The organism is Microbacterium terregens, from assembly GCF_039534975.1.
Classification (GTDB): Bacteria; Actinomycetota; Actinomycetes; order Actinomycetales; family Microbacteriaceae; genus Microbacterium; species Microbacterium terregens.
This window is the reverse complement of sequence record NZ_BAAAWH010000001.1, coordinates 3,093,416-3,117,429: the sequence shown is the minus strand read 5'-3', so window position 1 is coordinate 3,117,429 and position 24,014 is coordinate 3,093,416. Positions and strand designations below refer to the sequence as shown.

The 24,014-nt window shown below is 68.2% G+C and carries 19 protein-coding genes; 8 read left to right on the top strand and 11 right to left on the bottom strand.

The genetic code is table 11. The features are described from left to right. Positions 1 to 63: 63 nt before the first annotated feature. The 8 genes from ABD655_RS14515 to ABD655_RS14480 form a co-directional block, all read right to left on the bottom strand. Positions 64 to 915, bottom strand: a complete 852-nt coding sequence (locus tag ABD655_RS14515) for an SDR family NAD(P)-dependent oxidoreductase (protein ID WP_344715007.1) — start codon at positions 913 to 915, stop codon at positions 64 to 66. Positions 916 to 951: 36 nt separating this feature from the next. Further along, on the bottom strand, positions 952 to 1,989 hold the full coding sequence (locus ABD655_RS14510; protein ID WP_344715006.1) for a hypothetical protein: 1,038 nt from the start codon (positions 1,987 to 1,989) through the stop codon (positions 952 to 954). Then, positions 1,986 to 2,543, bottom strand: a complete 558-nt coding sequence (locus ABD655_RS14505; protein ID WP_344715005.1) for a UGSC family (seleno)protein — start codon at positions 2,541 to 2,543, stop codon at positions 1,986 to 1,988. The genes ABD655_RS14510 and ABD655_RS14505 overlap by 4 nt, the downstream gene beginning before the upstream one ends. Before the next feature lie 122 nt (positions 2,544 to 2,665). Then, on the bottom strand, positions 2,666 to 4,273 hold the full coding sequence (locus tag ABD655_RS14500; RefSeq protein WP_344715004.1) for an ABC transporter substrate-binding protein: 1,608 nt from the start codon (positions 4,271 to 4,273) through the stop codon (positions 2,666 to 2,668). Between the two features lie 79 nt (positions 4,274 to 4,352). Then, a complete protein-coding gene (locus tag ABD655_RS14495) occupies positions 4,353 to 5,135 on the bottom strand; it encodes an ABC transporter ATP-binding protein (RefSeq protein WP_344715003.1) in 783 nt (260 codons plus the stop codon). After that, complete coding sequence (locus tag ABD655_RS14490; RefSeq protein WP_344715002.1) at positions 5,132 to 6,082, bottom strand: ABC transporter ATP-binding protein; 951 nt, start codon at positions 6,080 to 6,082, stop codon at positions 5,132 to 5,134. The genes ABD655_RS14495 and ABD655_RS14490 overlap by 4 nt, the downstream gene beginning before the upstream one ends. Continuing rightward, a complete protein-coding gene (locus ABD655_RS14485; protein WP_344715001.1) occupies positions 6,079 to 6,987 on the bottom strand; it encodes an ABC transporter permease in 909 nt (302 codons plus the stop codon). The genes ABD655_RS14490 and ABD655_RS14485 overlap by 4 nt, the downstream gene beginning before the upstream one ends. Continuing rightward, on the bottom strand, positions 6,984 to 7,961 hold the full coding sequence (locus tag ABD655_RS14480) for an ABC transporter permease (protein WP_344715000.1): 978 nt from the start codon (positions 7,959 to 7,961) through the stop codon (positions 6,984 to 6,986). Before ABD655_RS14480 ends, ABD655_RS14485 begins: the two co-directional genes overlap by 4 nt. Before the next feature lie 401 nt (positions 7,962 to 8,362). Here ABD655_RS14480 and ABD655_RS14475 point away from each other — a divergent pair, with 401 nt between their 5' ends. After that, entirely contained in the window at positions 8,363 to 9,679 is a 1,317-nt protein-coding gene (locus ABD655_RS14475; protein WP_344714999.1) for an NtaA/DmoA family FMN-dependent monooxygenase, read from the top strand. A gap of 81 nt (positions 9,680 to 9,760) precedes the next feature. Continuing rightward, positions 9,761 to 10,198 (top strand): MarR family winged helix-turn-helix transcriptional regulator, encoded by a 438-nt coding sequence (locus ABD655_RS14470; protein WP_344714998.1) that lies wholly within the window; start codon positions 9,761 to 9,763, stop codon positions 10,196 to 10,198. 116 nt (positions 10,199 to 10,314) lie between these two features. On the opposite strand, the gene ABD655_RS14465 is transcribed toward ABD655_RS14470, so the two are convergent. Next, a complete protein-coding gene (locus ABD655_RS14465) occupies positions 10,315 to 11,910 on the bottom strand; it encodes an isocitrate lyase (RefSeq protein WP_344714997.1) in 1,596 nt (531 codons plus the stop codon). Between the two features lie 54 nt (positions 11,911 to 11,964). Then, positions 11,965 to 13,620 carry a malate synthase A gene (gene aceB, locus ABD655_RS14460; RefSeq protein ID WP_344715879.1) on the bottom strand — a complete coding sequence of 552 codons (1,656 nt, stop codon included), beginning with the start codon at positions 13,618 to 13,620 and terminating at the stop codon, positions 11,965 to 11,967. Between the two features lie 240 nt (positions 13,621 to 13,860). On the opposite strand from aceB, the gene ABD655_RS14455 reads away from it, so the two are divergent. Beyond that, positions 13,861 to 15,330, top strand: a complete 1,470-nt coding sequence (locus tag ABD655_RS14455) for a helix-turn-helix domain-containing protein (RefSeq protein ID WP_344715876.1) — start codon at positions 13,861 to 13,863, stop codon at positions 15,328 to 15,330. Positions 15,331 to 15,683: 353 nt separating this feature from the next. Here the strand turns inward: ABD655_RS14455 and ABD655_RS14450 are convergent, their stop codons facing one another. Continuing rightward, positions 15,684 to 17,213: a PucR family transcriptional regulator gene (locus ABD655_RS14450; RefSeq protein ID WP_344714996.1), complete on the bottom strand. Its 1,530-nt coding sequence runs from the start codon at positions 17,211 to 17,213 to the stop codon at positions 15,684 to 15,686. A 98-nt stretch (positions 17,214 to 17,311) separates the two neighbouring features. Between ABD655_RS14450 and gabT the strand changes: the two genes are divergently transcribed. From gabT to ABD655_RS14425, 5 genes are all read left to right on the top strand, one after another. After that, positions 17,312 to 18,679, top strand: coding sequence for a 4-aminobutyrate--2-oxoglutarate transaminase (gene gabT, locus ABD655_RS14445; RefSeq protein ID WP_344714995.1), 1,368 nt, complete (start codon positions 17,312 to 17,314; stop codon positions 18,677 to 18,679). An 81-nt stretch (positions 18,680 to 18,760) separates the two neighbouring features. Continuing rightward, positions 18,761 to 20,122 (top strand): flavin monoamine oxidase family protein, encoded by a 1,362-nt coding sequence (locus ABD655_RS14440; RefSeq protein WP_344714994.1) that lies wholly within the window; start codon positions 18,761 to 18,763, stop codon positions 20,120 to 20,122. After that, positions 20,119 to 21,006, top strand: a complete 888-nt coding sequence (locus ABD655_RS14435; RefSeq protein WP_344714993.1) for a universal stress protein — start codon at positions 20,119 to 20,121, stop codon at positions 21,004 to 21,006. The genes ABD655_RS14440 and ABD655_RS14435 overlap by 4 nt, the downstream gene beginning before the upstream one ends. Beyond that, on the top strand, positions 21,003 to 22,568 hold the full coding sequence (locus tag ABD655_RS14430) for an APC family permease (protein WP_344714992.1): 1,566 nt from the start codon (positions 21,003 to 21,005) through the stop codon (positions 22,566 to 22,568). The genes ABD655_RS14435 and ABD655_RS14430 overlap by 4 nt, the downstream gene beginning before the upstream one ends. A gap of 46 nt (positions 22,569 to 22,614) precedes the next feature. Next, complete coding sequence (locus ABD655_RS14425; RefSeq protein WP_344714991.1) at positions 22,615 to 23,982, top strand: NAD-dependent succinate-semialdehyde dehydrogenase; 1,368 nt, start codon at positions 22,615 to 22,617, stop codon at positions 23,980 to 23,982. Positions 23,983 to 24,014 lie beyond the last annotated feature (32 nt).

Sequence of the window (24,014 nt, the reverse complement as noted above, 5' to 3'; positions counted from 1 at the left end):
GCGTTCGCCACGACAGCAGCCTCCGCGCGATCGCGCGGAGGCTGCTGTCGTGGATGCGAGCGGCTACTTGAGGTTCGAGCCCGCTGCCCCTGACGGTGCCATGCGGAATCCGCCGCCGTCGACCGCGAGCGTCTGCCCCGTGACCCAGCGGGCCTGATCGGTGAGGAAGTAGAACGCCGCGCGAGCGATGTCCCAGTTGTTGCCCTCGGTGCGGAGGATGACGTTGTCCGCCCGGACGGCGCGCTGTTCTTCGCTCATACCGCGAGCAGCGAACGCGCCCCAGATCATGCCGACCCGGACGCAGTTGACCCGGATGCCGCGGGGTGCGAGGCTGCCGGCAGCTCCGGTGGTCAGCTTCTCCAGCGCGGACTTGCCGAAGGAGTACGGCATACCCGGTCCGCGTCCCTCGGCGGCCGAGGAGGAGATCGTGACGATCGCGGAGCCCCGGTCCATGTGCTTCTGCGCGTGGCGCAGGACGTACCAGACGGCGGTGAAGTTGAGCTTCATGGCCTGTTCGAACTGCTCCAGCGTGGCGTCGAACATCGGCTGCACGCCGGTGCCGCCGATCGTGTCGGCGACGACATCGAAGGATCCGAACCGCGCCGCCGCGGCGCTGATGGCCTGCTCGACGGAATCGTCGTCGGTGACGTCGACCGAGAAGTGCTCCGCCTGCCCGCCGGCCTCGCGGATCGCATCGACGGTGCGGGCTCCGGCGGCAGCGTCGCGGTCCAGAACCGCGACGACAGCGCCGTTCTGCGCGCACAGCCAGGCGATGGCGAAGCCGATGCCGCCCTCGGGGCCGCTCAGCCCGCCACCGACAACGAGTGCGACCTTGCCGGTGAGCCAAGGCTCCGCGGCGGCGGCCAGGGGATCGGTAACGGGGACGGGCCACTTCTCAGCGGTGGTGTCGGTCATGGGTTCAGGCCTTTCTGCCAGGGGGGAGGAGGGGGATCAGCGTACGGGGAACGAGCGGCCCGACCAGAGGCCGAGAACGCGGAACACCATCGACATCGCCGCGTTCGACGTGCCGGCCACGATGATCGGAAGGGTGGCGGGCTTCGCGTCCGCCAAGGTCGGGTGGCGGTGGTCGGCAGCGAACGGTCCGCCAGGGAGATGGCTGAGTCCCTTGCCGACCGCCTGCAGTTCGGCCTCGGTGCGGCCGGCGCGGGCCACGATCCACTCACGGACGTCCTGCTTGCTCATGCCGGCGCCGGCGAACAGCTGCGCATGCGCCGGGTTGAGCAGGATGCCGGTCGGGCTGTGGCGCCCGATGAGGGCGCCGGAGCGCTGAATGGTGTCGACGAAGTCCGCCAGGACCTCTTCGGCGGAGGTGAAGCTGCGGTTGTCGACGACCTCGAAGGTGCGCACGAGGGTTGCGGCCACGGCGCTGACGCCCGGCTCCACCCCGGCTTCCTCCGAGAGCGGCTCCCACGGGCTCGCTTCCTCGTTCTCGCCGATGCACAGCTGCCAGCGTCCGACGGTGCCGACGGTGGCCTGCTCCAACTCGCGCGGACGGATGCCGAAACCGTTGCGGACGGTGAGGCCGATCGCGCGGGGGATCGTCGCGTTCGCACGGAAGCCGGGGCCGAGGACGCCGCCTTCGGAATTGATGCCCAGCTGATGCCGGATCGGGCCGTTGACGATGATGAGCGGGCCGGGGCCGCTCGTGGACTGCCAACCACCGCCGAGGGCGGCGCGTTCGGCGGAGAGGGCGTCCCACGCGGCGAGGACGACGGGGAAGTACTCGGGGAGGCACCCCGCCATGACGGCGCTGACGGCGACGTCGCGGACGGTCACGTGGCGTTCGAGCTGGGGGTGGTGGGCCGCCACCTCGTCTTCGGCGCGCTGCGTCGTCGCGAGGAAGCGCTGCACCGATTCCTCCGTCGCCGGCAGCGCCGGAAGACCGTCGGTCCAGCCGCGTCCGTAGATCTCCTCGGCCACACCGGTTGCGACGTCGGGATCGAGGGTCACGGCGATGTGTTCGCTCACGCTGCAGCCACGGCCCGTGCCGAGCCGACCAAGCGGGCCTCGACCTGCGTCGCCAGCTGCTCGCCGCGCTCCTCGATGCCTTCGGCGGTGAGGTTCGCGATCGGGTGGGCCGTCAGGAGGTAGGGGAAGTCCGGGGCGCCTTTGAGTCCCGCCATCGCGGAGGAGGGCTGGACGAAGGCGTCGGTGCAGATCACGGCGGTGGGGAGGCCGACGTTCTCGAGTGTGATGGCGTCCGCAACCGCCGACGCGCTGCAGGATCCGCAGTCACCGACGCCGATGACGACCACGTCGCAGTCCCGGATGAGCTCTTCGACGAGTTCGACCGGCAGCGGCATGGCGAATTGGGTCTTGGTGCGGGGGATGAGTGCGACCTCGGTGTGACGATCGGCGAGCCTGCTGCCGATCGCGTCCAGGATGCTGTCGGCATTGCGTTTGGTGTTGCCGAGCAGGCCGATGCGAAGCCCGGCGAGGGTCTCGGGACGCGCGGCATCCGTCGGCGTCACCGCGCTGCTCGCGTGGAAGTGCTGTGTCGGGTCGATGATCTCAGCGGTCATTGTGAAAACCTTTCTGTCCAAGCATTACGACTATCGCGCGGCTGCCGTGCTGCTGCGTGCTGGGATTCCGCGACGCGGAACCCCAGCACGCAGTGCGTCCGTCAGGAGTCAAACCCCGAGGATCAGCCCTTCCACTTCATGGTGAGCCAGTTGAGGTTGCCGCTAGGGGTCCCCTCAGCGAGCTCGGTCAGACCGTCCCAGCGGGTCGTGTTGACCGTGGGGAACCCGGCGTTGGTCCACACCAGCGGGGCGAAGAAGATCAGGTCCTTCGCACGCTGCTGCATGTCGCGGAAGTACTCGCCACGCTCTTCGCGAGCCGTGGTCGAGTTCGCTCCGGCGACGGCCGCGTCGATCTCGGCGTCGCAGATCCCCGACGGGTTGCGCGCCGACATGTGGTCCGGGTTGCAGGCATACCAGCGGGAGATGCCCAGACCGGGGTCGGCCGAGACCGTGGTGCGCAGGAAGGCCAGATCGAAGTTGTTCTGCACGTAGATCTGGTCGGTGAAGATCGCCGACGTGACTGCTTCGAGGTTGACGCCGATTCCGACATCCGCCAGCATCGACTTCGCCTGGGACGCCATCGCAACCGTGTCCGTCAGCTCCTGGATGAACTTCACGTTCAGGGTGAAGCGGACGCCATCGGCGCCGACGGGGAACCCGGCCTTGTCGAGGCCCTTGTTGATCGCCTTCACGTCGTGCGGGAAGTCCTTGTCGAAGTCGATGCTCTCGTCCTTGGCCCACGCCATGGTGCTCGGGAAGAAGCCGTCGGCGGGCTCGCCGTAGCCGGCGATGGCCACGTCCGCGAACGCCTGGCGGTCCAGTGCCGAGAAGACCAGCGCGCGCACGGCAGGGTCTGCCAGGTACTCGTTCTTGGTGTTCATCTCCACGACGACCGCCTGGGCGAAGTAACCCTCCTCGAGGTGCGCCAGCTCGGGCTTGCCCTCGATCTGGTCGAGCTGGGACGCGTCGATGGTGGCCTTGTCGAGCTCACCCGAGATCAGTGCCAGCGCGCGCGTGTTGGTGTCGGCCATGACCGGGTAGATCGCCTTGTCGACCTTGACGTCGCCGCGCCAGTAGTCCTCGTTCTTGACCAGGATGACCTCGGCGCCCGATGAGAACGACTCGAACTTCATCGGACCGGTGCCGATCGGCGCCATGTTGGCGGGGTTGGTCACGTAGTCCGTGCCCTCGTAGAGGTGCTTCGGGATGATCACCTGCTGGGAGAGGGTCTCGAGGAACGGTCCGAACTCGGAGTTGAGCTTCAGCACGACGGTGGTGTCGTCCGGGGCCTCGACGGAGTCGATGGACTTGACCAGCGAGGCGCCGTACGTCTGGAAAGCCATGATCTCGTCGAAGTTGAACTTCACATCCTCGGAGGTGAAGGGCTCGCCGTCGTGCCAGGTGACGCCCTCTTCGAGCTCGAAGGTCAGGGTCCGCTTGTCGTCGCTGAACTTCCACGACTTCGCGAGCATCGGGTGGATCTCGGACTCGTCGTCGATGTAGACCAGCGGGTCGAACACGGCGACACCGAACGCCAGCGTGACGGGCGAGTTCGTGATCTGCGGGTTGAAGCTGATCGGGTCGGCTACGATCGCGTCGATGTAGACGCTCGGGGTCGCGGGCTTCGCTGATTCGGTCGGCGCTGCGCTGGACGAACAGCCGGCGACCAGCAGGGCGGCGGACGCGAGCGCCGCGATTGCGGCGAATCGGGTCGTGCGCTTGGTCTTCATGGGACTACCTCTCTGTAGCTTCGGGCGCTGATCGCGCCGGACGCGGTGGTTTTTCAGGAATGACCGATCGGATGTCCGGTCAGAGGACGGACTCCAAGACGAGCTCGGAGGCCAGCAGACTCTGCGTGTAGGGGTGTTGCGGGTCATCGAAGATCTGCCGGGTGGGACCGGACTCGACGATCGCGCCGTCCTTCATCACGTAGACGCGGTCGGCGACCTTCTTGACCACCGGCAGGTCGTGGGTGATGAAGACGTAGCCGACGCCGAGCCGCTCGGTGAGGCCGTTCATCAGCCGGAGGACCCCGGCCTTGACCGACGCGTCGAGGGCGGAGACCGCCTCGTCCGCGACGATGATCTGCGGGTTCAGCACGATCGCGCGGGCGATGAGCACGCGCTGCCGCTGTCCGCCGCTGAGCTCCTGGGGGAATCGGTGGATGAAGGGCTCTGCGGGGGAGAGGCCCACCAGTTCGAGGGCCTCGAGCACCTTCGCGTGCACCTCGTCGCGGCCGCGGGCGATCGAGTGCAGACGGACGATCTCGCCGATCGTGCGTCCGACGGTCTTGCGGGGGTTGAGCGATCCCGATGGATCCTGGAGCACGGCCTGGACTGTCCGGCGGTAGTCCTTGCGCTGTGCGGCGTTCATCTGGTCGACGTTGATCCCGTTGATGGTGATGCTGCCGGACGTCGCCGGGATCAGGCCCAGCAGCATCCGCGCCAGCGTGCTCTTGCCGGATCCGCTCTCGCCGACGATGGCGACGAACTCGCCGCGCTGAGCGGTCAGGTTGGCGTCGACGACGGCATTGACCGGTGCTCCGCCGCGGCGCGACCGGAACACCTTCGACGCGTTGGTGACTTCGATCATGAGGTTGCTCCGCTCTGGACGAGTTCGTCGATCTCGCGGCGCATCTCCGGCGGGATCGACCACAGGTCCACGCCTTCGTCGGTGAGGCTGCGGACACTGCGCAGCAGCGCCTGCGTGTACAGGTGCTGCGGGGACTCCAGGACGCGGCGGGTCGGACCCGATTCGACGACGCGACCGGCGTACATGACATAGATCGTGTCGGTCATGCTGGCCACGACCGCCAGGTCGTGCGAGATGAGGATGAGCGAGGTGCCCAGCTTGGCGACCGTCTCGTCGAGCGTGCGCAGCACCTTGCGCTGCACCGTGGCATCCAGCGCCGTCGTCGGCTCATCGGCGAGGATGAGGTCCGGTTGCTTGGCGATCGCGATCGCGATCAGCACACGTTGCCGCTGGCCGCCACTGAGTTCGTGCGGAAAGCGGCGGGCGAGCTCTGCCGCATCGGCCAGCCCCGCAAGCTGCAGGAACCGGATGGCCTCGGGGTCTCCGGACGCGTCGCGGCCGGAGCGCGAAGCCGGATCGACCGCCTCCCGCACCTGCGCACCTACCTTCATGACCGGATTCAGGAACGTCAGCGGGTCCTGGAAGATCATGCCCACGGAGCGCGAGCGGATCTCGTCCCAGGCCCGCGCGGGTGCGCCGACCATCTCGCGGCCGTCGAAGCGGATAGACCCGGCGACCCGCACGCGCGGGTTCGTCGGCAGCAGGCCGGCGATGGCGCGGCCGGTGACGGACTTGCCTGACCCGGACTCGCCGACGATGCCGACGCGCTCGCCGCGATGGACTTCGAGGCTGACCGAGTGCACCGCTCGGATCTCCTTGCGGGGTCCGGTCGGCAGGTGCACCTCCAGGTCGGTGACGGTCAGGAAGGCGGATGAATCGGACGCCCGGGGTGCGGCATCCTTCCGTTCCTCCTGCTGGATGTCGATGTTTCCGATGGCGGTGGTCATTTCACCCTTCCGATCGACGGGTTGAGTGCGTCGTTGAGGGCGTCGCCGAGGAGATTGATGGCCAGGACGACGAGGAAGATGCACAGGCCGGGGAAGAACGCCAGCCACCATGCCGTGGAGATGTACGGCTGCGCCTGGTTCAGCAGCGCCCCCCAGCTCGGCCGGTTCGCGTCGCCGATGCCGAGGAAGGACAGCCCGGACTCGGCGAGGATCGCGCGGGCCACGGTCATGGTCGTCGCCACCAGCACGGGAGGCATCGCGTTGGGCAGGACATCGGACCACAGGATGCGCAGGCTCGAGAAGCCCGCGGCACGCTGGGATTCGACATAGCCCAGTTGGGAGATGCGCATCGCTTCGGCCCGCACGATGCGGGCCACGCCGGGCCACATCGTCAGGGCCAGGATCACCACGATGATGGCGACGTTGGTCCCGAGGATCGATGCGGCCACCAGGGCGAGGATGATGCCGGGGATCACCTGGAAGAACTCGGAGATCTTCACCAGGATCGTGTCCATGAAGCCGCCGTAGAAGCCGGCGATGCCGCCCACGACCAGCGCGAGGGTCAGACACAGGAGCGCGACGCTGAAACCCACCAGCAGCGAGACCTGACCGCCCATGAGCACGCGTGCCAGATAGTCGCGGCCCAGGTTGTCGGTGCCGAGCGGGAACTCGGCATCGGGCGGGATGAAGGGCGGATTGTTCGTGGCGAACGGGTTCCCGGTCAGCAGCGGGCCGATCAGCGACGCGACGATCATGAACAGCAGGATCGGCATGAAGATCCGCACGATCGGCTTGCGGAAGTACATCCGCAGCACGGAGTCCGGGTTGCGCGGACGCCGGGCCGCGCGTGCCGGTGGCGCCGGCGTCGGGTCTGCTGCCTGTCGGGACTGCTGCTGGACGCTCACGATTCGCTCCTGACGGGACGCTTGACTTGACTGCGGAGTCGCGGATCGACGAGGCCGTAGACCACATCGGTCACGATGTTCACGATGAGGATGGTGATGGTCAGCACGATGACGATCCCGAGTACCAGGAAGGTGTCCTGCCGTTCGATCGCGCCGATGAAGAGCAGGCCCATGCCCGGCCACCCGAAGACCTTCTCCACCAGCACCGAGCCGGCGAGGATGTGAGCGAGGCTGAGTCCGGCGACAGTCACCATCGGCAGGAGCGCGTTGGGCAGGGCGTGGCGCCACAGCGCCTGACGCTCGCTGAGGCCTTTGGAGCGCGCCGTGTCCATGAAGTCCTGACCCAGCGACTCGATCATCGATGCGCGCATGATGCGGGCCTTGAAGGCGAGTTCAGCGGTGGCCATCGTGATCAGCGGCAGGATCATGTACTGGATCTCGATGCCCTCGACGCCGTACGGCGCCTTGCCCTGCACGGGCAGCCACCCGAGCGTGACCGAGAAGACGATGATGAGCATGAGGCCGAGCCAGAAGTTCGGCAGCGAGAAGAGCGCGACCGAGCTGCCCGAGAGCAGGCTGTCGAGCCACCGCTTGCGGGTCTTGGCGGCGATGGCGCCGATGATGACCGCGCCGATCGTCGAGAGGATGAACGACGGGATGGCCAGGGCCAGCGTGTTGCCGATGCGCTCGCCGATCAACTGGGTGACCGGTACCTCGGTGCCGAACGAGACGCCGAGATTTCCGGTGAGCACGTTGCCCATGTAGATGAAGTAGCGCTCCCACAGGGGCTTGTCGAGGCCGAAGGTGGCGTAGATCTGCTGACGCAGCGCCTCCGAGATCGGCACATCGCCGACGAGCGTCTGGATCGGGTCGCCCGGGGCGATCTCCAGCAGGAGGAACAGGATCGTGATGACGACGACCAGCAGGATGAGCGACGAGAAGAGGATCTTGCCGAGATGTTTCAGGAACGCCATCAGCGGTGTGCTCCGTTCGTGAATCGCTGTCGTGGGGGCAAGAGCAGCATCGGTCGATTTCTCCTTCGAAATGCTCTGCGGCTCGACTTCGCGCCGCAGACGTCTGATGCTCGCACCCCCTCGAGGCCCGCCTGACGAGCGCTTCCACAGTGCGGAAACTGTTTCGGCGCGCGGGTTCGGGCCGTCAGGGGGATGCGACGGCGAAGCCGGAAAACAAATAACGAAACAGAGGCAATAATGCCCGCGGCCTCTCGTCGTCTTCGATATCGATTCGCGCGAAAAACGACGAAAAACGCGGCATTCGCGGGCACGCACTCGATCGCGCACCGTTCGTGAAAAGGAAACGGATGTTACTGTCTCAACGAAGCGCGCGGACTTCCGCCGTACGAAAGGGGTCCACCGTGTCGACACCACGCGGCCAGATGGTTCTGACCATGTTCATGCTGTCCTCCGGCTTTCAGATGGACAGCTGGCGCGATCCGCGGAGCCGGTCCGAGGAGATCGGCGAACTGTCGCTGATCGCCGACATGGCCACCGCGGCGGAGCGCGCCAAGCTCCACGCCGTGTTCTTCGGTGACGGCGTGGACGTCGGCACGATCCGCGACAACAACATCCGCAACACGGGCCTTTACGAACCGATCTCGTCGATGGGCGCGCTGATCGGAGCGACCGACAAGATCGGCCTGGTGGGATCGGTGTCGACGACGTTCTCGGAGCCGTACAACGTCGCGCGTCAGCTCACCGGTCTCGATCGCCTCAGCGGGGGCCGGGTGGGATGGAACATCGTCACCTCGCTCTTCGGCGGGTACCAGAATTTCGGGCAGTCCGAGATGCCCTCGCCCGAGGCCCGGTATCGGCGTGCACAGGAGTTCGTGGACGTGGCGCTGAAGCTCTGGGACAGCTGGTCGGATGACGCCGTCCTGAACGACCGCGTGTCCGGTCAGTGGGCGGACATCAGCAAGATCCGCGACATCGACTACGAGGGTGAGCACTTCAGCGTGAAAGGGGCGCTGAACATGCCCCGGTCTCCGCAGGGGCATCCGGTGCTCTTCCAGGCCGGTCAGTCACCGGCCGGGCTGCAGCTCGGGGCCTCGGTGGCGGATGCGATCTACACCGCGCAGCCCGATCTGGAGTCCATGCGCGTGTTCTCGGACCGCGTTCGTGCGCAGGCCGTGACGAGCGGGCGCGATCCGGGCAGCATCAAGATCCTGCCGGGGGTTGTTCCGATCGTGGGCAGGACAGCGCGCGAGGCGGAGGAGCTGTCGCAGGAGCTGGAGTCGTTCATCGATCTGGTCGCCGGGCGCCGGCGTCTCTCGTTCGCCGCGGGGATCAGCATCGACGACCTCGACCTCGAGGAGTCGATCCCGGCGGAGCGCTTCGTCGAGGGCCCCCAGAACAGCTCGCGGTGGCACAGTTTCCGCCGGATGGCGCTGGAGGAAGGACTGACCGTTCGTCAGATGATCGTGGCTTTCGCGCGCGCGGGCGGGCACCGGATCCTCATCGGCTCGGCCGAGGACGTGGCGCGGGACATGATCGACTGGTTCGATCGAGGCGTGTGCGACGGGTTCAACCTCGACCCGCCTTCCATCCCCGACGGCATGAATCGGATGCTGGAGCTGCTCGTGCCGCTCCTGCAGGAGCGGGGGTACTTCCAGACGGACTACACCGGCGATACCCTTCGCGAGCGAATGGGATTCGCGCGCCCGGCAGGTCGGTAGCCGGCGTGCCGGGCCGCGAACGGGGCACGGGAGTTTCGGCGGGGGACCATGGGTGAACAGGTTGCGGGCCAACCCGTGCGCATGACGGCTGAACTGCAGCTGGCCGGAGAGCTCAACCGGCTGAGCCAGCTGATGACCCGGCCGTTCCTGCGCCTTCACTCCGAGAAGCACGCGATATCGCTCGCGGAGTGGCGCGCGCTCGTCCAGATCGTGGCCGCGCCGGGGATCACGGCGACCGAGATCTGCTCGAGAACGGGACTGACCGCCATGAACGTCAGTCGCGCGGTGCAGTTGCTGCGCGCGGCGGGGCGCGTCACCGGTGAACGCGACACGCAGGACTCCCGACGCAATCTGCTGACGGCGACTCCACAGGGTCGCACGCTCTTCGACGAGCTCGCCCCGAGCGCGGAGCGCGACATCAGAGAGATACTGAGCGTGCTCAACACCGACGAGCTGGCGTTCTTCACCGCGCTGGTCACCAGGGTCGCGGCGCACGCCGATCGGACGCAGGACCCGTAGCCATCAGGCTCCGCGGCGGCCGGCACTCGGCATCCGCTCGCCTGTCACAAGACGCGCCGCGGACCGGCGTGTTGTGACAGGCGAGCAGAGGGTCATCGGAGGCCGGCGGATGGAACTCAGGTGAACTGGTTCATCGTGTTGTGCGTGCCGCCGGCCTTGAGCGCCGCATCGCCGGCGAAGTACTCCTTGTGGTTGTCGCCGATGTCGCTGCCGGCCATGTTCTGGTGCTTGACCGTGGCGATGCCCTCGCGGATCTCGCGACGCTGGACGCCGCTCACATAGGCGAGCATGCCCTCGTCGCCGAAGTAGCCCTTGGCCAGATCATCGGTCGACAGGGCGGCCGTGTGATAGGTCGGCAGCGTGATGAGGTGGTGGAAGATCCCGGCGCGGGCCGCGCCGTCCTTCTGGAACGAGCGGATCTTGTCGTCGGCCAGCTGCGCGAGCTCGGTGCCGTCGTAGTCGACGTTCATGAGCTCGGCGCGGTCGTATGCCGACACATCAGCGCCCTCCTGCACGAGCAGGTCGTACGCCTGCTGACGGAAGCTGAGCGTCCAGTTGAACGACGGGCTGTTGTTGTAGACGAGCTTCGCGTTCGGGATCTCCTTGCGGATCTCGTCGACCATGCCGGCGATCTGTTCCACGTGCGGCTTCTCGGTCTCGATCCACAGCAGGTCGGCGCCGTTGCGCAGCGCGGTGATGCAGTCGAGCACGCAACGGGCTTCGCCGGTGCCGGCCCGGAACCGGTACAGATTGCTGGCCAGACGCTTCGGGCGCAGCAGCTTGCCGTTGCGTTTGATGACGACGTCGCCGTTGCCCAGGTCCGCCTCCGAGATCTCGTCGACATCGAGGAACGCGTTGTACTGGTCGCCCAGGTCGCCGGGCTCGTTCGTGACGGCGAGCTTCTGCGTGAGCCCGGCGCCGAGCGAGTCGGTGCGGGCGACGATGATGCCGTTGTCGATCCCGAGTTCGAGGAACGCGTACCGGACCGCGTTGAGCTTCGCGATGAAGTCCTCGTGCGGCACCGTGACCTTGCCGTCCTGGTGGCCGCACTGCTTCTCGTCGGACACCTGGTTCTCGATCTGGATGGCGCACGCGCCCGCCTCGATCATCTTCTTGGCGAGAAGGTAGGTCGCCTCGGGGTTGCCGAAGCCGGCATCGATGTCGGCGATGATCGGCACGACGTGGGTCTCGTAGTTGTCGATCTGCGACTGGATGAACTCCACGGCCGTCTCATCGCCGGCGGTGCGGGCTTCGTCCAGCTGCGTGAAGAGCAGGTCGAGCTCGCGGGCGTCAGCCTGACGGAGGAAGGTGTAGAGCTCCTCGATGAGGGCGGGCACCGCCGTCTTCTCGTGCATCGACTGGTCCGGGAGCGGGCCGAACTCCGAGCGGAGCGCGGCGACCATCCAGCCCGACAGGTAAAGATAGCGCTTGCTCGTCGTCTTCAGATGCTTCTTGATCGAGATGAGCTTCTGCTGCCCGATGAAACCGTGCCAGACGCCGAGCGACTGGGTGTACACCGAGGAGTCGGCGTCGTACTCGGCCATGTCGCGGCGCATGATGTCGGCCGTGTACTGGGCGATCTCGAGTCCCGTTCTGAAACGGTTCTGCGTCCGCATGCGGGCGACGGACTCGCGGTCGATGGCATTCCAGCTGGAGCCGTACTGCTCCTTGAGTGCCCGTATGGCATCCATGTCGTCCTGGTACTGAGTCATTTCGATTCCTTCTCTGGTCACGTTGATCGGCTCGCGCGAGCCGCAGGGGGAGGGCTAGTCCGTCTCGACGAGGAACTTCGCGTACGCGGCCAGGGTCAGGAACGCGGGGAACTCCTGGCCCAGGGCCACCTCGCGGAAGGTCTCTGCGGCGTCGTCGTACCGGTCGTCCTCGCGGCGCTCGACCTCGCTCAGCACCTCAGCGATGAGCCCCTCGATGTACTCGCGGGTGATCGGGTCGCCCTCGGCGGTGGAGTGGTCCTGGTGGATCCACTGCCACACCTGGGACCGCGAGATCTCCGCGGTGGCGGCATCCTCCATGAGGTTGTCGATCGCGACCGCGCCCAGCCCGCGCAACCACGCCTCGATGTAGCGGATCGCCACCGACACGTTCGCGCGCACGCCCGCCGCGCTCACCGGCCGGCCGATGTGCACATCGAGCAGGTCGGATGCCGTCACCTGCACGTCGTCGCGCTGGCGGTCGACCTGGTTCGGCCGGTCACCGAGCACCGCGTCGAACTCGGCCTTGGCCGTCGGGATGAGATCGGGATGGGCCACCCAGGTGCCGTCGAACCCGTCGCCGGCTTCGCGCTTCTTGTCAGCGGCGACCTTCTCGAACGCGAGCTGCGTCACCTCGGGGTCACGGCGGTTCGGGATGAACGCGCTCATGCCGCCGATCGCGAATGCTCCGCGCTTGTGGCACGTCTTCACCAGCAGCTCGGTATAGGCACGCATGAACGGCACGGTCATCGTGACCTCGCTGCGATCGGGGAGCACGAATCTGGCCCCGCGGCCGCGGTAGTTCTTGATGATCGAGAAGATGTAGTCCCAGCGACCGGCGTTCAGGCCCGCGCAGTGGTCGCGCAGCTCGAACAGGATCTCCTCCATCTCGAACGCCGCCGGCAGCGTCTCGATCAGCACGGTCGCGCGGATCGTGCCGTGCGGGATGCCGATATACCGCTCGCTGAACGAGAAGACGTCGTCCCACAGCTTCGCCTCTTCGCTCGATTCGAGCTTGGCGATGTAGAAGTAGGGCCCGCGGCCGTTCGCGATCAACTGCTTCGCGTTGTGGAAGAAGTACAGGCCGTAGTCGACGAGCGAGCCGGACGCCGCCATCGTGCGACCCGAGCGGTCCGTGAACTGCAGATGGGCCTCACTCAGGTGCCAGCCGCGAGGGCGCATCACGATCGTGGGGGTGCGCTCGGCGGTGACCTCGTAGGTCTTGCCCGGGGCCGTTTCAGACGCCGGGCTGGTGAACCGCAGCTCGCCGCGGATCGCGTCGCGCAGCGACAGCTGTCCCTCGATGACGTTCTTCCACGTGGGGGAGGTGGCGTCCTCCTGGTCGGCGAGCCACACTCGGGCGCCCGAGTTGAGGGCGTTGATCGTCATCTTCGGGTCGGTCGGACCGGTGATCTCGACGCGGCGGTCTTCCAGACCCGGACCCGCCCCGGCGACCCTCCACTCGGCATCCGCCCGGATGTGCGCGGTGTCGTCGCGGAAGCGGGGGTCGTGACCGTTGCCGATCTCGAACCGGCGGCGCATGCGATCGGCGAGCCGGTCGTGCCGGCGGGCACCGAACCGCTGGTGCAGCTCGGTGAGGAACGCGACGGCCTCGGGCGTGAGGATCTCTTCGTAACGGGGACCCATGCGGCCGATGACCTCGATCGACGGCTCAGTGGTGCGGGTGGGGATGGGCTCCGTGCGCGTACGCATCGGGGTGGCGGTTGCAGGTGTCATGTCCCTGTCTTCCTGTGAGCGAGTTCGTTGAGCGTCCGAGGAGATGTTCCCGACGCGGCGTGTGCGGCGGGTCCGGCATCCCGTGATCCGTGTTCGGGATCGGTCGGTGGTGGTCGTGGCTCCACTCTGTGTGAACTTCTGGCGCCAGACCGGCCAGAACCGATGTGAAGTTTCGGCAAAGTTCTGCTTTCGTGACAGAATCGGCCCATGACGACCATGCCTACGCGGGGAAACCAGGCCGAACTGCTCGACCATGAAGAGGTGGACTCCCTCACGATCGGCCGCCGCATCCGTCAGGTGCGCACCGAGCGCGGCATGACCCTCGACGAGCTGGCGGGGGCCGTCGACCGTGCCCCGAGTCAGCTGTCGATGATCGAGAACGGACGCCGCGAGCCCAAGCTGACGCTGCTGCGGGCCATCGCGCGGGCGCTGGACACCACGCTGGACGCTCTGCTGGAGTCCGAGCCGCTCGACGAGCGCTCCGCCCTCGAGATCGGGCTGGAGCGGGCGATGCGCGGGCAGACGTTCCAGGCACTCGGGATCCCGCCGTTCCGGATCGGCAAGACCGTGCCGAACGAGGCGCTCGCCGCCATGCTGACCCTTCATGGCGAGATCGAACGGCTGCGCGACGAGCGCGCCGCCACCCCCGAAGAGGCACGGCGCGCCAACGTCGCCCTGCGGCGCCTCATGCGCACGCAGAACAACCACTTCCCCGAGCTCGAGGTCCAGGCGCAGGAGATCCTCGCCGCGGTCGATCACCCCGGCGGCCCGCTGACGCAGCGGACGGCATCCGATATCGCCGCTCATCTGGGGTTCACCCTGCACTACGTGCCCGATCTGCCGCAGACCACCCGCAGTGTCGCCGACATCAAGAACGGCCGCCTCTACCTGTCGAGTCGGCTCGCTTCCAAGGGGGATCCGCGCACCGCGGTGCTGCAGGCTCTATCCAGCCGCATCCTCGGCCACCGGGAACCGACCAGCTACGCGGAGTTCCTGCGTCAGCGCGTGGAGACGAACTACCTGACGGGTGCCCTGTTGATTCCCGAGGCGCACGCGGTGCCGTTCCTGCAGGAGGCCAAGGGTCGCCGCGCGGTATCGATCGAGGATCTGCGCGACGCGTATTCGGTGTCGTACGAGACCGCTGCGCACCGTTTCACGAATCTCGCGACCGTCCATCTGGGTATCCCGGTGCATTTCCTCAAGGTCCACGAGTCGGGGACCATCACGAAGGCGTACGAGAACGACGGCGTGAACTTTCCCACCGACCGCCTCGGCGCGATCGAAGGGCAGCCCTGCTGCCGGCGATGGACCAGCCGGGTCGTCTTCGACGTCGACGACCACTTCAACCCGTACTACCAGTACACCGACACGGGCAACGGCACGTATTGGTGCACCGCCCGCGTGGAGCTGTCCAGCGAGGGCGCGCACTCCGTCAGCGTCGGCGTCCGCTTCGACGACACCAAGTGGTTCATCGGGCGGGACACTCCGAACCGGGGCGTGTCGAAGCACTCGGTGGAGGCGTGCTGCCGTCGACCCCCCGCTGAGTTGGAGGCGGCCTGGCGTGACCAGTCGTGGCCGAACGTCCGCACCCCGCGCACGCTGCTGGCGACGCTGCCGACGGGCGCCTTTCCCGGGGTGGACACGACGGACGTGTACGAGTTCCTCGAGGCGCGCGCGCCGCGCTGAGGCCGGGGGTCGGTGGCGGGCCCGCCGCTCGTCTGTCGCGTTCTGCGGCCCGTGGCGGCGTGTTGTGACAGTGGAGCGGGGTTCGTGCGGGTCGGCTCGGCTCGGCTGTCGCGTTCTGCGGGTCGTGGCGGCGTGTTGTGACAGGCGAGCCGAGGGGCTTGCGGCGTGCGGCTTCGGTTCCGCTGTCGCGTTCTGCGGGTCGCGTCCGCGTGTTGTGACAGGGGAGCCGAAGGGCTTGCGGCGCGCAGCTTCGGTTCCGCTGCCGCGTTCTGCGGCCAACGGCGGCGTTTTGTGACGGCGGAGCGGATGCCCGGCGCGCGGATGCCCGGCGAGCGGATGCCGCGCCCGCGGCGTCAGGAACTCAGACGCAGCGCAGCCCAGAGCTCTGCCCGCACCGGGAAGGAGCCGAGGTCGACACCCAGTACGCGCTCTGCGGCCGCGATCCGCGCGCGGACGGTATGGCGGTGAACGCCGAGGGCGCGGGCGGACGCCTCGTGGGAACAGTCGTTCGCGAGCCACGCGCTCACGGTCTCGCGCAGCGCGCTGTTGTGCGCGAGATCGTGGCGGACGAGGGGAGCGAGGGCGGCCTCGGCGACCGTGCGCGCCTCGGCCGACGGCGGGATCGACAGCACTCCGGTGCCGACGGCGTCGGCGAAGTGCGAAACGAGCCCGACGCCGCGATCGCGGGCGAGGCGCGCCTGATCCATGCCGCGGGAGAACACGTCGTACGCGCTCGGGTCCGAGATCCCGATGCGCAGGTCGAATCGCTCCGCGAGCTCCTCGAGCAGGTCGGCATCCGTCGGGTTCACGACCAGCACCAGGCCGTCCTCGCCGCGTCCGAAGAACAGTCGCCCGCTGCGTTCGTCGGCGCGCAGTTCGAGCCACTCCCGCACGGCGTCGCGGCGGCCGGCCGCGGCATCCGTCATCGCCACCAGGATCGGCGCAGAAGGCAGCCCTCCCCACAGGTCGCGCGCGATGCGCCGGGCAAGAGTCGGGTCGTCGCTGTGCAGCGCGTGAACAAGGCCGGCGCGCAGGAGGGTGCGCGCGCGATCCAGTCCCTGCTGCTGCTCGAGCGCCAGACCCGCCATCGCCACGACGGCGGTGACGACGCCCCGACCCTCCTGATCGAGATCGCCCGCGGCCATCGCGATCACCCCGCGCAGGTGTCCACCGCGACCCAGCGTCTGCAGACTGAACGGGGTGTCACCGATGCGCAGCGACGATCCCGCGCGCGCCCCGCGCCGCAGCACCGCCCCCACCTCCGAGCGCAGCTCGTCGGCGGCGGCGGGCTCGAGCGCCGACGGGTGCTCGCGGGTGAGGGTGCCCGCGCCGTCGAACAGCCCGACCCACGCGTCGAGCTGCCGGGCGAGTTCGGCGAGGGTCGCTCCGAGCCCGTCGGGCCGCAGCGCGGCGAGCGAGATCGCGCGCTGCGCGGCGAGGGCCCAGCTGCGCCGCGCGTACGACTGCGCGGCGATCGCCTCCGCCCCGGCGCGCGCGACCGCGATGAACGGTGTGCGGTAGGGCACCTCGAACAGCGGCATCCGCGCCGCGCGGCACGCCTCGATCAGCAGCGGCGGGACGCCGTCGCGCACCACCTCCGTGCCGAAGCCGAGCCCCACCACGCCCCGCGTGGACAGCCGGTTCACGTAATCGCCGTAGACGGAGGCGTCCGCGGCATCCGGGAACTGCGTGCCGGTGGTCAGCAGGGCGAGTCCCTCGGAGAGGAACGGGGTGGGGTCGGCGAGGTCGGAGCTGTGCACCCAGCGCAGCGGGCGATCCAGCGCGCCGTCCTCGAACGCGTCGTCGCCCCCCTCCAGTCGAAGGCGCAGATCACGACGGGCGAGCAGTGCGCGCAGGGTGGGCGCGTCAGCGGGGGTGTCCACAAGGTCTCCGGTCGATGTACGGGGCGTACGGTGGCTACCCCCAGAATGTACATCGCGGAGCATGCGGGCGCGGCATCCCACCGCATACGCTCGCGAACATGAGCGCGTCCGCAACCGACACCGTCACCGTGCCCACCCCACTCGGGGGGCCGACCCTCCCGCAGGAGCGGCGGATCCTGACGAGCATCCCCGGTCCGCGATCGCAGGAGCTGATCGCACGCAAAGCCGCCGCCGTCGCCGCCGGGGTCGGCCACACGGTCCCGATTCAGGCCGTCGCCGCCGGCGGCGGAGTCGTCCTCGACGCGGACGGCAATTCGCTCATCGACCTGGGCGCCGGCATCGCCGTGACGACGCTGGGCAACGCGCATCCGAAGATCGTCGCGGCGGTCCAGGCCCAGGTCGCGCAGTTCACGCACACGTGCTTCATGATCTCGCCCTACGAGTCCTACGTCGCCGTCGCCGAAGCGCTCAACCGCATCACCCCGGGCGACCACGAGAAGAAGAGCGCACTGTTCAACTCCGGCGCAGAGGCGGTCGAGAACGCCGTCAAGATCGCCCGCAAGTACACCAAGAAGCAGGCCGTCGTCGCATTCGACCACGGCTACCACGGGCGCACGAACCTCACGATGGCGCTGACGGCCAAGAGCATGCCGTACAAGAGCGGATTCGGGCCCTTCGCGTCCGAGGTGTACCGCGCCCCCATGTCATACCCCTTCCGCGACGGATTGAGCGGGGCGGATGCCGCGCAGCGGGCCATCTCGATCATCGAGAAGCAGGTGGGCGCCGACAATCTCGCCGCGATCGTGATCGAGCCGATCCAGGGCGAGGGCGGGTTCATCGTCCCGGCGGACGGCTTCCTGCCGGCGTTGGTGGACTGGTGCCGCGCGAACAACGTCGTGTTCATCGCCGACGAGGTGCAGACCGGCTTCGCGCGCACCGGCGCGATGTTCGCGAGCGAGCACTTCGGAATCGTGCCCGACCTGATCACGACCGCGAAGGGGATCGCCGGGGGTCTTCCGCTGGCGGCCGTGACCGGCCGGGCCGAGATGATGGATGCCTCGCACGCCGGCGGCCTCGGCGGTACGTACGGCGGCAACCCCCTCGCGTGTGCCGCCGCCGTGGCCGCGATCGATGCCTACGAGCACGACGGACTCATCGCGCGAGCGAACGAGCTGGGTGCGATCCTCACCGAGCGCCTGTCCGCCCTCCGCGCGGCAGACCCGCGCCTGGGCGACGTGCGCGGGCACGGGGCGATGATCGCCGCCGAGTTCGTGGACCCCGCCACGGGGGATCCGGATGCCGCTCTGACCACGGCGCTCGCGAAGGCCTGCATCGCGCACGGCGTCATCGTGCTCACCTGCGGAACCTACGGCAACGTCATCCGCTTCCTTCCTCCGCTCTCGATCTCCGACGGCCTGCTGCACGAAGGACTGGACGTGTTGGCAACCGCATTGAACGACCTATAGGCGCCCGCGCCGGACCCGGTCGGGGGGACCGGGTCCGGCGCGGCTCAGCACATCCCCATCGCATCGAGCAAAGGAGCCGACATGGTCGAGCTGAACCGTGACGTCGTCATCGTAGGGGCGGGAGCCGCCGGGCTCACCGCCGCGAACGCGCTCAGGAAGGCCGGACTCTCGGTCGCCGTGCTGGAAGCGCGCGATCGCGTCGGCGGCCGGCTGTGGACGGACGTCATCGACGGGGCGATGCTCGAGATCGGCGGCCAGTGGGTCTCGCCGGACCAGGACGCGCTGATCGACACCCTCGCCGACCTGGGCCTGGAAACATACGATCGCTACCGCGAGGGCGACTCGGTCTACGTCGACCAGACCGGACGGCTGACACGGTTCACCGGCGAGATCTTCCCGGTGCCGCCTGCCACCGAGAAGGCGATGGTCGACCTCATCGACACGCTCGATGGGCTCGCCGCCCAGATGGATCCCGATCGACCGTGGGAGCACCCCGACGCCGAGGCGCTGGATCGCATCTCCTTCGAGGCGTGGCTGGCCGAGCGGACGGACGATCAAGAGGCCCGCGACAACATCGCGCTGTTCATCGCGGGCGCGATGCTGACCAAGCCCGCGCACGCGTTCTCCACGCTGCAGGCCCTGCTCATGGCTGCCAGTGCCGGGAGCTTCTCGCATCTCGTGGATGCCGACTTCATCCTCGACAAGCGCGTCGTGGGAGGACTCCAGCAGGTTCCGCTGCTGCTGGCGGAGCGCCTCGGTGACGACGTGTTCCTCGGCCGGCCCGTGCGCACCCTCGAGTGGGGAGACGGCACAGGTGTCACCGCGATCGCGGACGACGTGACGGTCCGCGCCCGCTTCGCGATCCTCGCCCTCGCGCCGAACCTCTACCCGCGCATCTCGTTCGTGCCGGCCTTGCCGCGACTGCAGCACCAGATGCACCAGCACCTCTCGATGGGCTTCGTCATCAAGGTCCACGCCGTCTACGACCGTCCGTTCTGGCGCGAACAGGGATTGTCGGGCACCGCCTTCAGCCCGTACGAGATCTCGCACGAGGCGTACGACAACACCAACCACGGCGACGAGCGGGGCACGCTGGTCGCGTTCGTCTCGGACCGCAACGCCGACGACGTGTTCCGCGTCTCGGCGGGGGAGCGCAAGGAGCGCATCCTCGAGTCCCTGTCCCACTACTACGGGCCCGAGGCGAAGAATCCCGTCGTGTACTACGAGAGCGACTGGGGATCCGAGGAGTGGACCCGCGGTGCCTACGCCGCCAGCTTCGATCTCGGAGGGCTGCACCGCTACGGCGCAGACCTGCGGGACCCGGTCGGACCGATCCACTTCGCCTGCAGCGATCTCGCCGGCGCGGGCTACCAGCACGTCGACGGCGCGATCCGCATGGGGCGGCTCGTCGCCTCGCACATCATCGAGGAGGCGCGCGCATGAGTGGTCGGATCGTCGTCGGCTACACGGCCACGGACACGGGAGAGGATGCCGTCGCCCTCGGTGCGCGCCTGGCCGCAGCATCCGGATCCTCGCTTGATGTGGTGGTCGTCCTCCCCAGCGACGGACGCAGCGTGATCACACCACCGGACGCGAGCTACGACCGCTATCTGAAAGACCAGGCCGCCATCTGGCTGGATGCCGCGACCTCCCGCATCCCGGAAGGCACGACCGTCAGCACGAATGTGCGCTACGCCGACTCCTTCGCCGAGGGCCTGGAAGCTGCCGCGCAGGAGTTCGGTGCAACGCACATCGTCGTCGGCGCCGCCAACGGCGGCCGGCGCGGCCGGCATCGCCTGGGCTCGGTGGCCACCGAACTGCTCCACTCCTCGACCGTCCCGGTCGTCCTGGCGCCGGAAGGCTCGCGGCGGGTCGATCCGGCGATCGGGGTCACCCGCATCACCGCCGCGATCGGCACGCGGCCGGGCGCGGACGCGCTTCTGGAGGAGGCCACCTCGCTCGCGGATGCGACCGGCGCCGAACTCCGGCTGCTGTCCCTGGTCACCGTCGACCTGCCGGCCAGCGTCGACACGGGCGTCATCCGGGTCGCGGGCGCCGCGCACGCGGATGAGGTGCTCGCGAAGGCGCGCGCCGCGCTCGCCGGTGGCGGCGACGCCGAGGCGATCGTAGGCCGCGGGGACAGCATCGAGGACGCCGTGCAGAACCTCAGCTGGGAGCCCGGCGAGCTGGCGATCGTCGCCTCGAGCCGTCTCGCGCAACCCCGACGGCTGTTCCTCGGCTCGACGGCGGCCAAGATGCTCCATGAACTTCCCGTTCCCATGATCGTGGTGCCGCGTACGCGGGCCTCGGAAGGAGAGTCGCGATGAGCGATCACCTGGGTGCTGCGGCGCCGCTCGCCCCTCCGGCCTCCGAGGGCGGTGGCGGACTCTCGTCGAAGGGTCTGAGCGCCGGCACCGTCGGCCTCATCGGTGCCGTCGTCATCGGCATCTCGTGCATCGCGCCGGCGTACACGCTGACCGCCGCCCTCGGCCCGACAGTGTCGGAGGTCGGGTTCCAGGTGCCCGCGATCATCCTCGTCGGGTTCATCCCGATGCTGCTGGTCGCGTTCGGCTACCGCGAGCTGAACCGGCAGATGCCCGACGCGGGAACGTCTTTCACCTGGGCGGCGCGCGCATTCGGTCCCTGGGTGGGCTGGATGGCCGGATGGGGCCTGATCGCCGCCACGATTCTGGTGCTGTCCAATCTCGCCGGCATCGCGGTCGAGTTCCTCTTCCTGCTGATCGACCAGATCGCCGGCAGCCCCGGATCGATCGCCGAGCTGGCATTCAATCCGTTCATCAACGTCGCGGTCTGTCTGCTGTTCATGCTGGGCGCCACGACGATCTCGTACCGCGACATGCAGACCACACAGAAGCTGCAGTACGTGCTGGTCAGCTTCCAGGTGCTGGTGCTGGTGATCTTCTCGGTCGCGGCATTCGTCCATGTCGCGCAGGGCAACGCATTCGACGCGAGTCCCGTCGAGCTCTCGTGGTTCAACCCGTTCGCGGTCGGCTCGATCACGGCGGTGGTGGCGGGTCTGTCCCTGTCCATCTTCATCTTCTGGGGGTGGGACGTGACCCTCACGATGAACGAGGAGACCAAGGACCCCGAGCGGACGCCCGGTCGGGCGGCGACGCTCACGGTCATCACGATCGTCGTGCTGTACCTGCTGATCTCCGTCTCGCTCCTCGCCTTCGCGGGCACCGGCTCCGAGGGGCTGGGCCTGGGCAACGAGGACATCCAGGCCAACGTCTTCTTCTTCCTTTCCGGCCCCATCCTCGGCCCGCTCGCGTTCCTCGTCTCGCTCGCCGTCCTGACCAGCTCGGCGTCGTCGCTGCAGTCCACGTTCGTCTCGCCCGCCCGCACCCTGCTGGCGATGGGACACTACGGCGCCCTGCCGCGGCGGTTCGCCGAGGTCAGCCCGCGGTTCTTCACCCCGGGATTCGCAACGATCGTCTCGGCCGTCGTGGCCTCGGTCTTCTACACGATCATGCGATTCGTGAACGAGAACGTCCTGTGGGACACGATCACCACGCTCGGTCTGATGATCTGCTTCTACTACGGGATCACGGCGTTCGCCTGCGTCTGGTATTTCCGCAAGCAGTGGTTCGATTCGGTCCGCAACGTGTTCTTCACGCTGCTGTTCCCGCTCGTGGGCGGAATCATCCTGGCGGTCCTGTTCGGCATCACCCTCGTCGAGAGCATGGACCCCGACTACGGCAGCGGCACCGAGTGGTTCGGTCTCGGCAGCGTGTTCGTCCTCGGTGTCGCGATCATCGGCATCGGCCTCATCATCATGATCTGGCAGGCGATCAGGCGACCGGCGTACTTCCGCGGCGAGACGCTCTCCATCGACGCCCCCGCCAGTCTGCGCCGCAGCCGCCGATAGGCAGCCCGGCCGACGGCAGACTTCGACACCTCAGCAAGGAGAAACCATGACTGACTACGCAGTGGTCAACCCGGCCACCGGCGAGACCCTGGCCACCTACCCCCTCGCGACGGACGCGGAACTCGAGCAGGCGCTCGCGACGGCGGATGCGGCATCCCAGGGCTGGGCTCGCACGTCCACCGTGGCCGAGCGCGCTGCACTGCTGCGCCGGGTCGCCGAACTGCACCGCGAGCGGCGTGACGAGCTCGCCGCGACCATCGTGCGCGAGATGGGCAAGCCACTGTCGGCAGCGGTGGGCGAGGTGGACTTCGCGGCCGACATCACCGAGTTCTACGCCGACAACGCCGAGCGGATCATGAAGGATCAGCCGATCGACATCCTCGGCGAGGGGACCGCGGTCATCCGCCGTTCCCCGCTGGGCGTGCTCCTGGGAATCATGCCGTGGAACTTTCCGTACTATCAGGTGGCCCGGTTCTCCGCGCCGAACCTCCTGATCGGAAACCCGATCCTGCTCAAGCACGCGCCGCAGTGCCCGGAGTCCTCTGCCGCGATCGAGGCGATGTACCGGGATGCCGGGTTCCCCGAGGGTGCGTACACCAACCTCTATCTGACCAACGAGCAGGCCGCCGCGGTCATCGCCGATCCCCGCGTGCGCGGCGTCTCGGTGACCGGATCCGAGCGCGCCGGCGCCGCCGTCGCGGAGATCGCCGGTCGCAATCTCAAGAAGGTCGTGCTCGAGCTCGGCGGTTCGGACCCCTTCATCCTGCTCTCCACGAATGATCTGGATGCCGCGGTGCAGGCCGCCGCGGAGGCCCGGCTGGACAACACCGGGCAGTCCTGCAACGCGGCCAAGCGGTTCATCGTCGCCGACGAGCTGTACGAGCCTTTCCTCGAGAAATTCGCCGCCGTGATGTCCGGCTCCAAAGTCGGCGACCCGTTCGCGGAGGACACGGTGCTGGGTCCGCTCTCGTCGCTCGTCGCGGCGGAACGGCTGCAAGCCCAGGTCGACAAGGCGGTCGCGCAAGGCGCCCGGCTCGTCGCCGGTGGTCAGCGCGACGCCGCCTTCTTCCCGGCGACGGTGCTCACGGACGTGACCCCCGAGATGGACGCGTATCGGGAAGAGTTCTTCGGCCCGGTGGGCGTCGTCTACCGCGCGGTGGACGAGGAGGATGCTGTCCGCATCGCCAACGACACCCCGTTCGGTCTCGGCTCCTACGTGTTCACCACGGACGACCAGCAGGCGCAGCGCGTCGCCGACCGGATCGAGGCCGGCATGGTCTACGTCAACCTCGTGCTCGCGGACTCTCCGGAACTGCCGTTCGGGGGCGTCAAGCGCAGCGGCACCGGCCGCGAGATGGGTTTGCTCGCCGCGGACGAATTCGTGAACAAGAAGCTCGTCCGCGTCGGCCCCTAGCCCGTCATCCCTCCCGAGTGCACGGCGTGCCG

Bases quoted from the DNA above. Each gene is read 5' to 3' on its own strand.
- ABD655_RS14505 (WP_344715005.1), bottom strand. From the start codon at position 2,543: ATGACCGCTGAGATCATCGACCCGACACAGCACTTCCACGCGAGCAGC.
- aceB (WP_344715879.1), bottom strand. From the start codon at position 13,620: ATGCGTACGCGCACGGAGCCCATCCCCACCCGCACCACTGAGCCGTCG.
- ABD655_RS14425 (WP_344714991.1), top strand. From the start codon at position 22,615: ATGACTGACTACGCAGTGGTCAACCCGGCCACCGGCGAGACCCTGGCC.
- ABD655_RS14480 (WP_344715000.1), bottom strand. From the start codon at position 7,961: ATGGCGTTCCTGAAACATCTCGGCAAGATCCTCTTCTCGTCGCTCATC.
- ABD655_RS14465 (WP_344714997.1), bottom strand. From the start codon at position 11,910: ATGACTCAGTACCAGGACGACATGGATGCCATACGGGCACTCAAGGAG.
- ABD655_RS14515 (WP_344715007.1), bottom strand. From the start codon at position 915: ATGACCGACACCACCGCTGAGAAGTGGCCCGTCCCCGTTACCGATCCC.
- ABD655_RS14495 (WP_344715003.1), bottom strand. From the start codon at position 5,135: ATGATCGAAGTCACCAACGCGTCGAAGGTGTTCCGGTCGCGCCGCGGC.
- gabT (WP_344714995.1), top strand. From the start codon at position 17,312: ATGAGCGCGTCCGCAACCGACACCGTCACCGTGCCCACCCCACTCGGG.
- ABD655_RS14500 (WP_344715004.1), bottom strand. From the start codon at position 4,273: ATGAAGACCAAGCGCACGACCCGATTCGCCGCAATCGCGGCGCTCGCG.
- ABD655_RS14490 (WP_344715002.1), bottom strand. From the start codon at position 6,082: ATGACCACCGCCATCGGAAACATCGACATCCAGCAGGAGGAACGGAAG.
- ABD655_RS14430 (WP_344714992.1), top strand. From the start codon at position 21,003: ATGAGCGATCACCTGGGTGCTGCGGCGCCGCTCGCCCCTCCGGCCTCC.
- ABD655_RS14440 (WP_344714994.1), top strand. From the start codon at position 18,761: ATGGTCGAGCTGAACCGTGACGTCGTCATCGTAGGGGCGGGAGCCGCC.
- ABD655_RS14435 (WP_344714993.1), top strand. From the start codon at position 20,119: ATGAGTGGTCGGATCGTCGTCGGCTACACGGCCACGGACACGGGAGAG.
- ABD655_RS14455 (WP_344715876.1), top strand. From the start codon at position 13,861: ATGCCTACGCGGGGAAACCAGGCCGAACTGCTCGACCATGAAGAGGTG.
- ABD655_RS14470 (WP_344714998.1), top strand. From the start codon at position 9,761: ATGACGGCTGAACTGCAGCTGGCCGGAGAGCTCAACCGGCTGAGCCAG.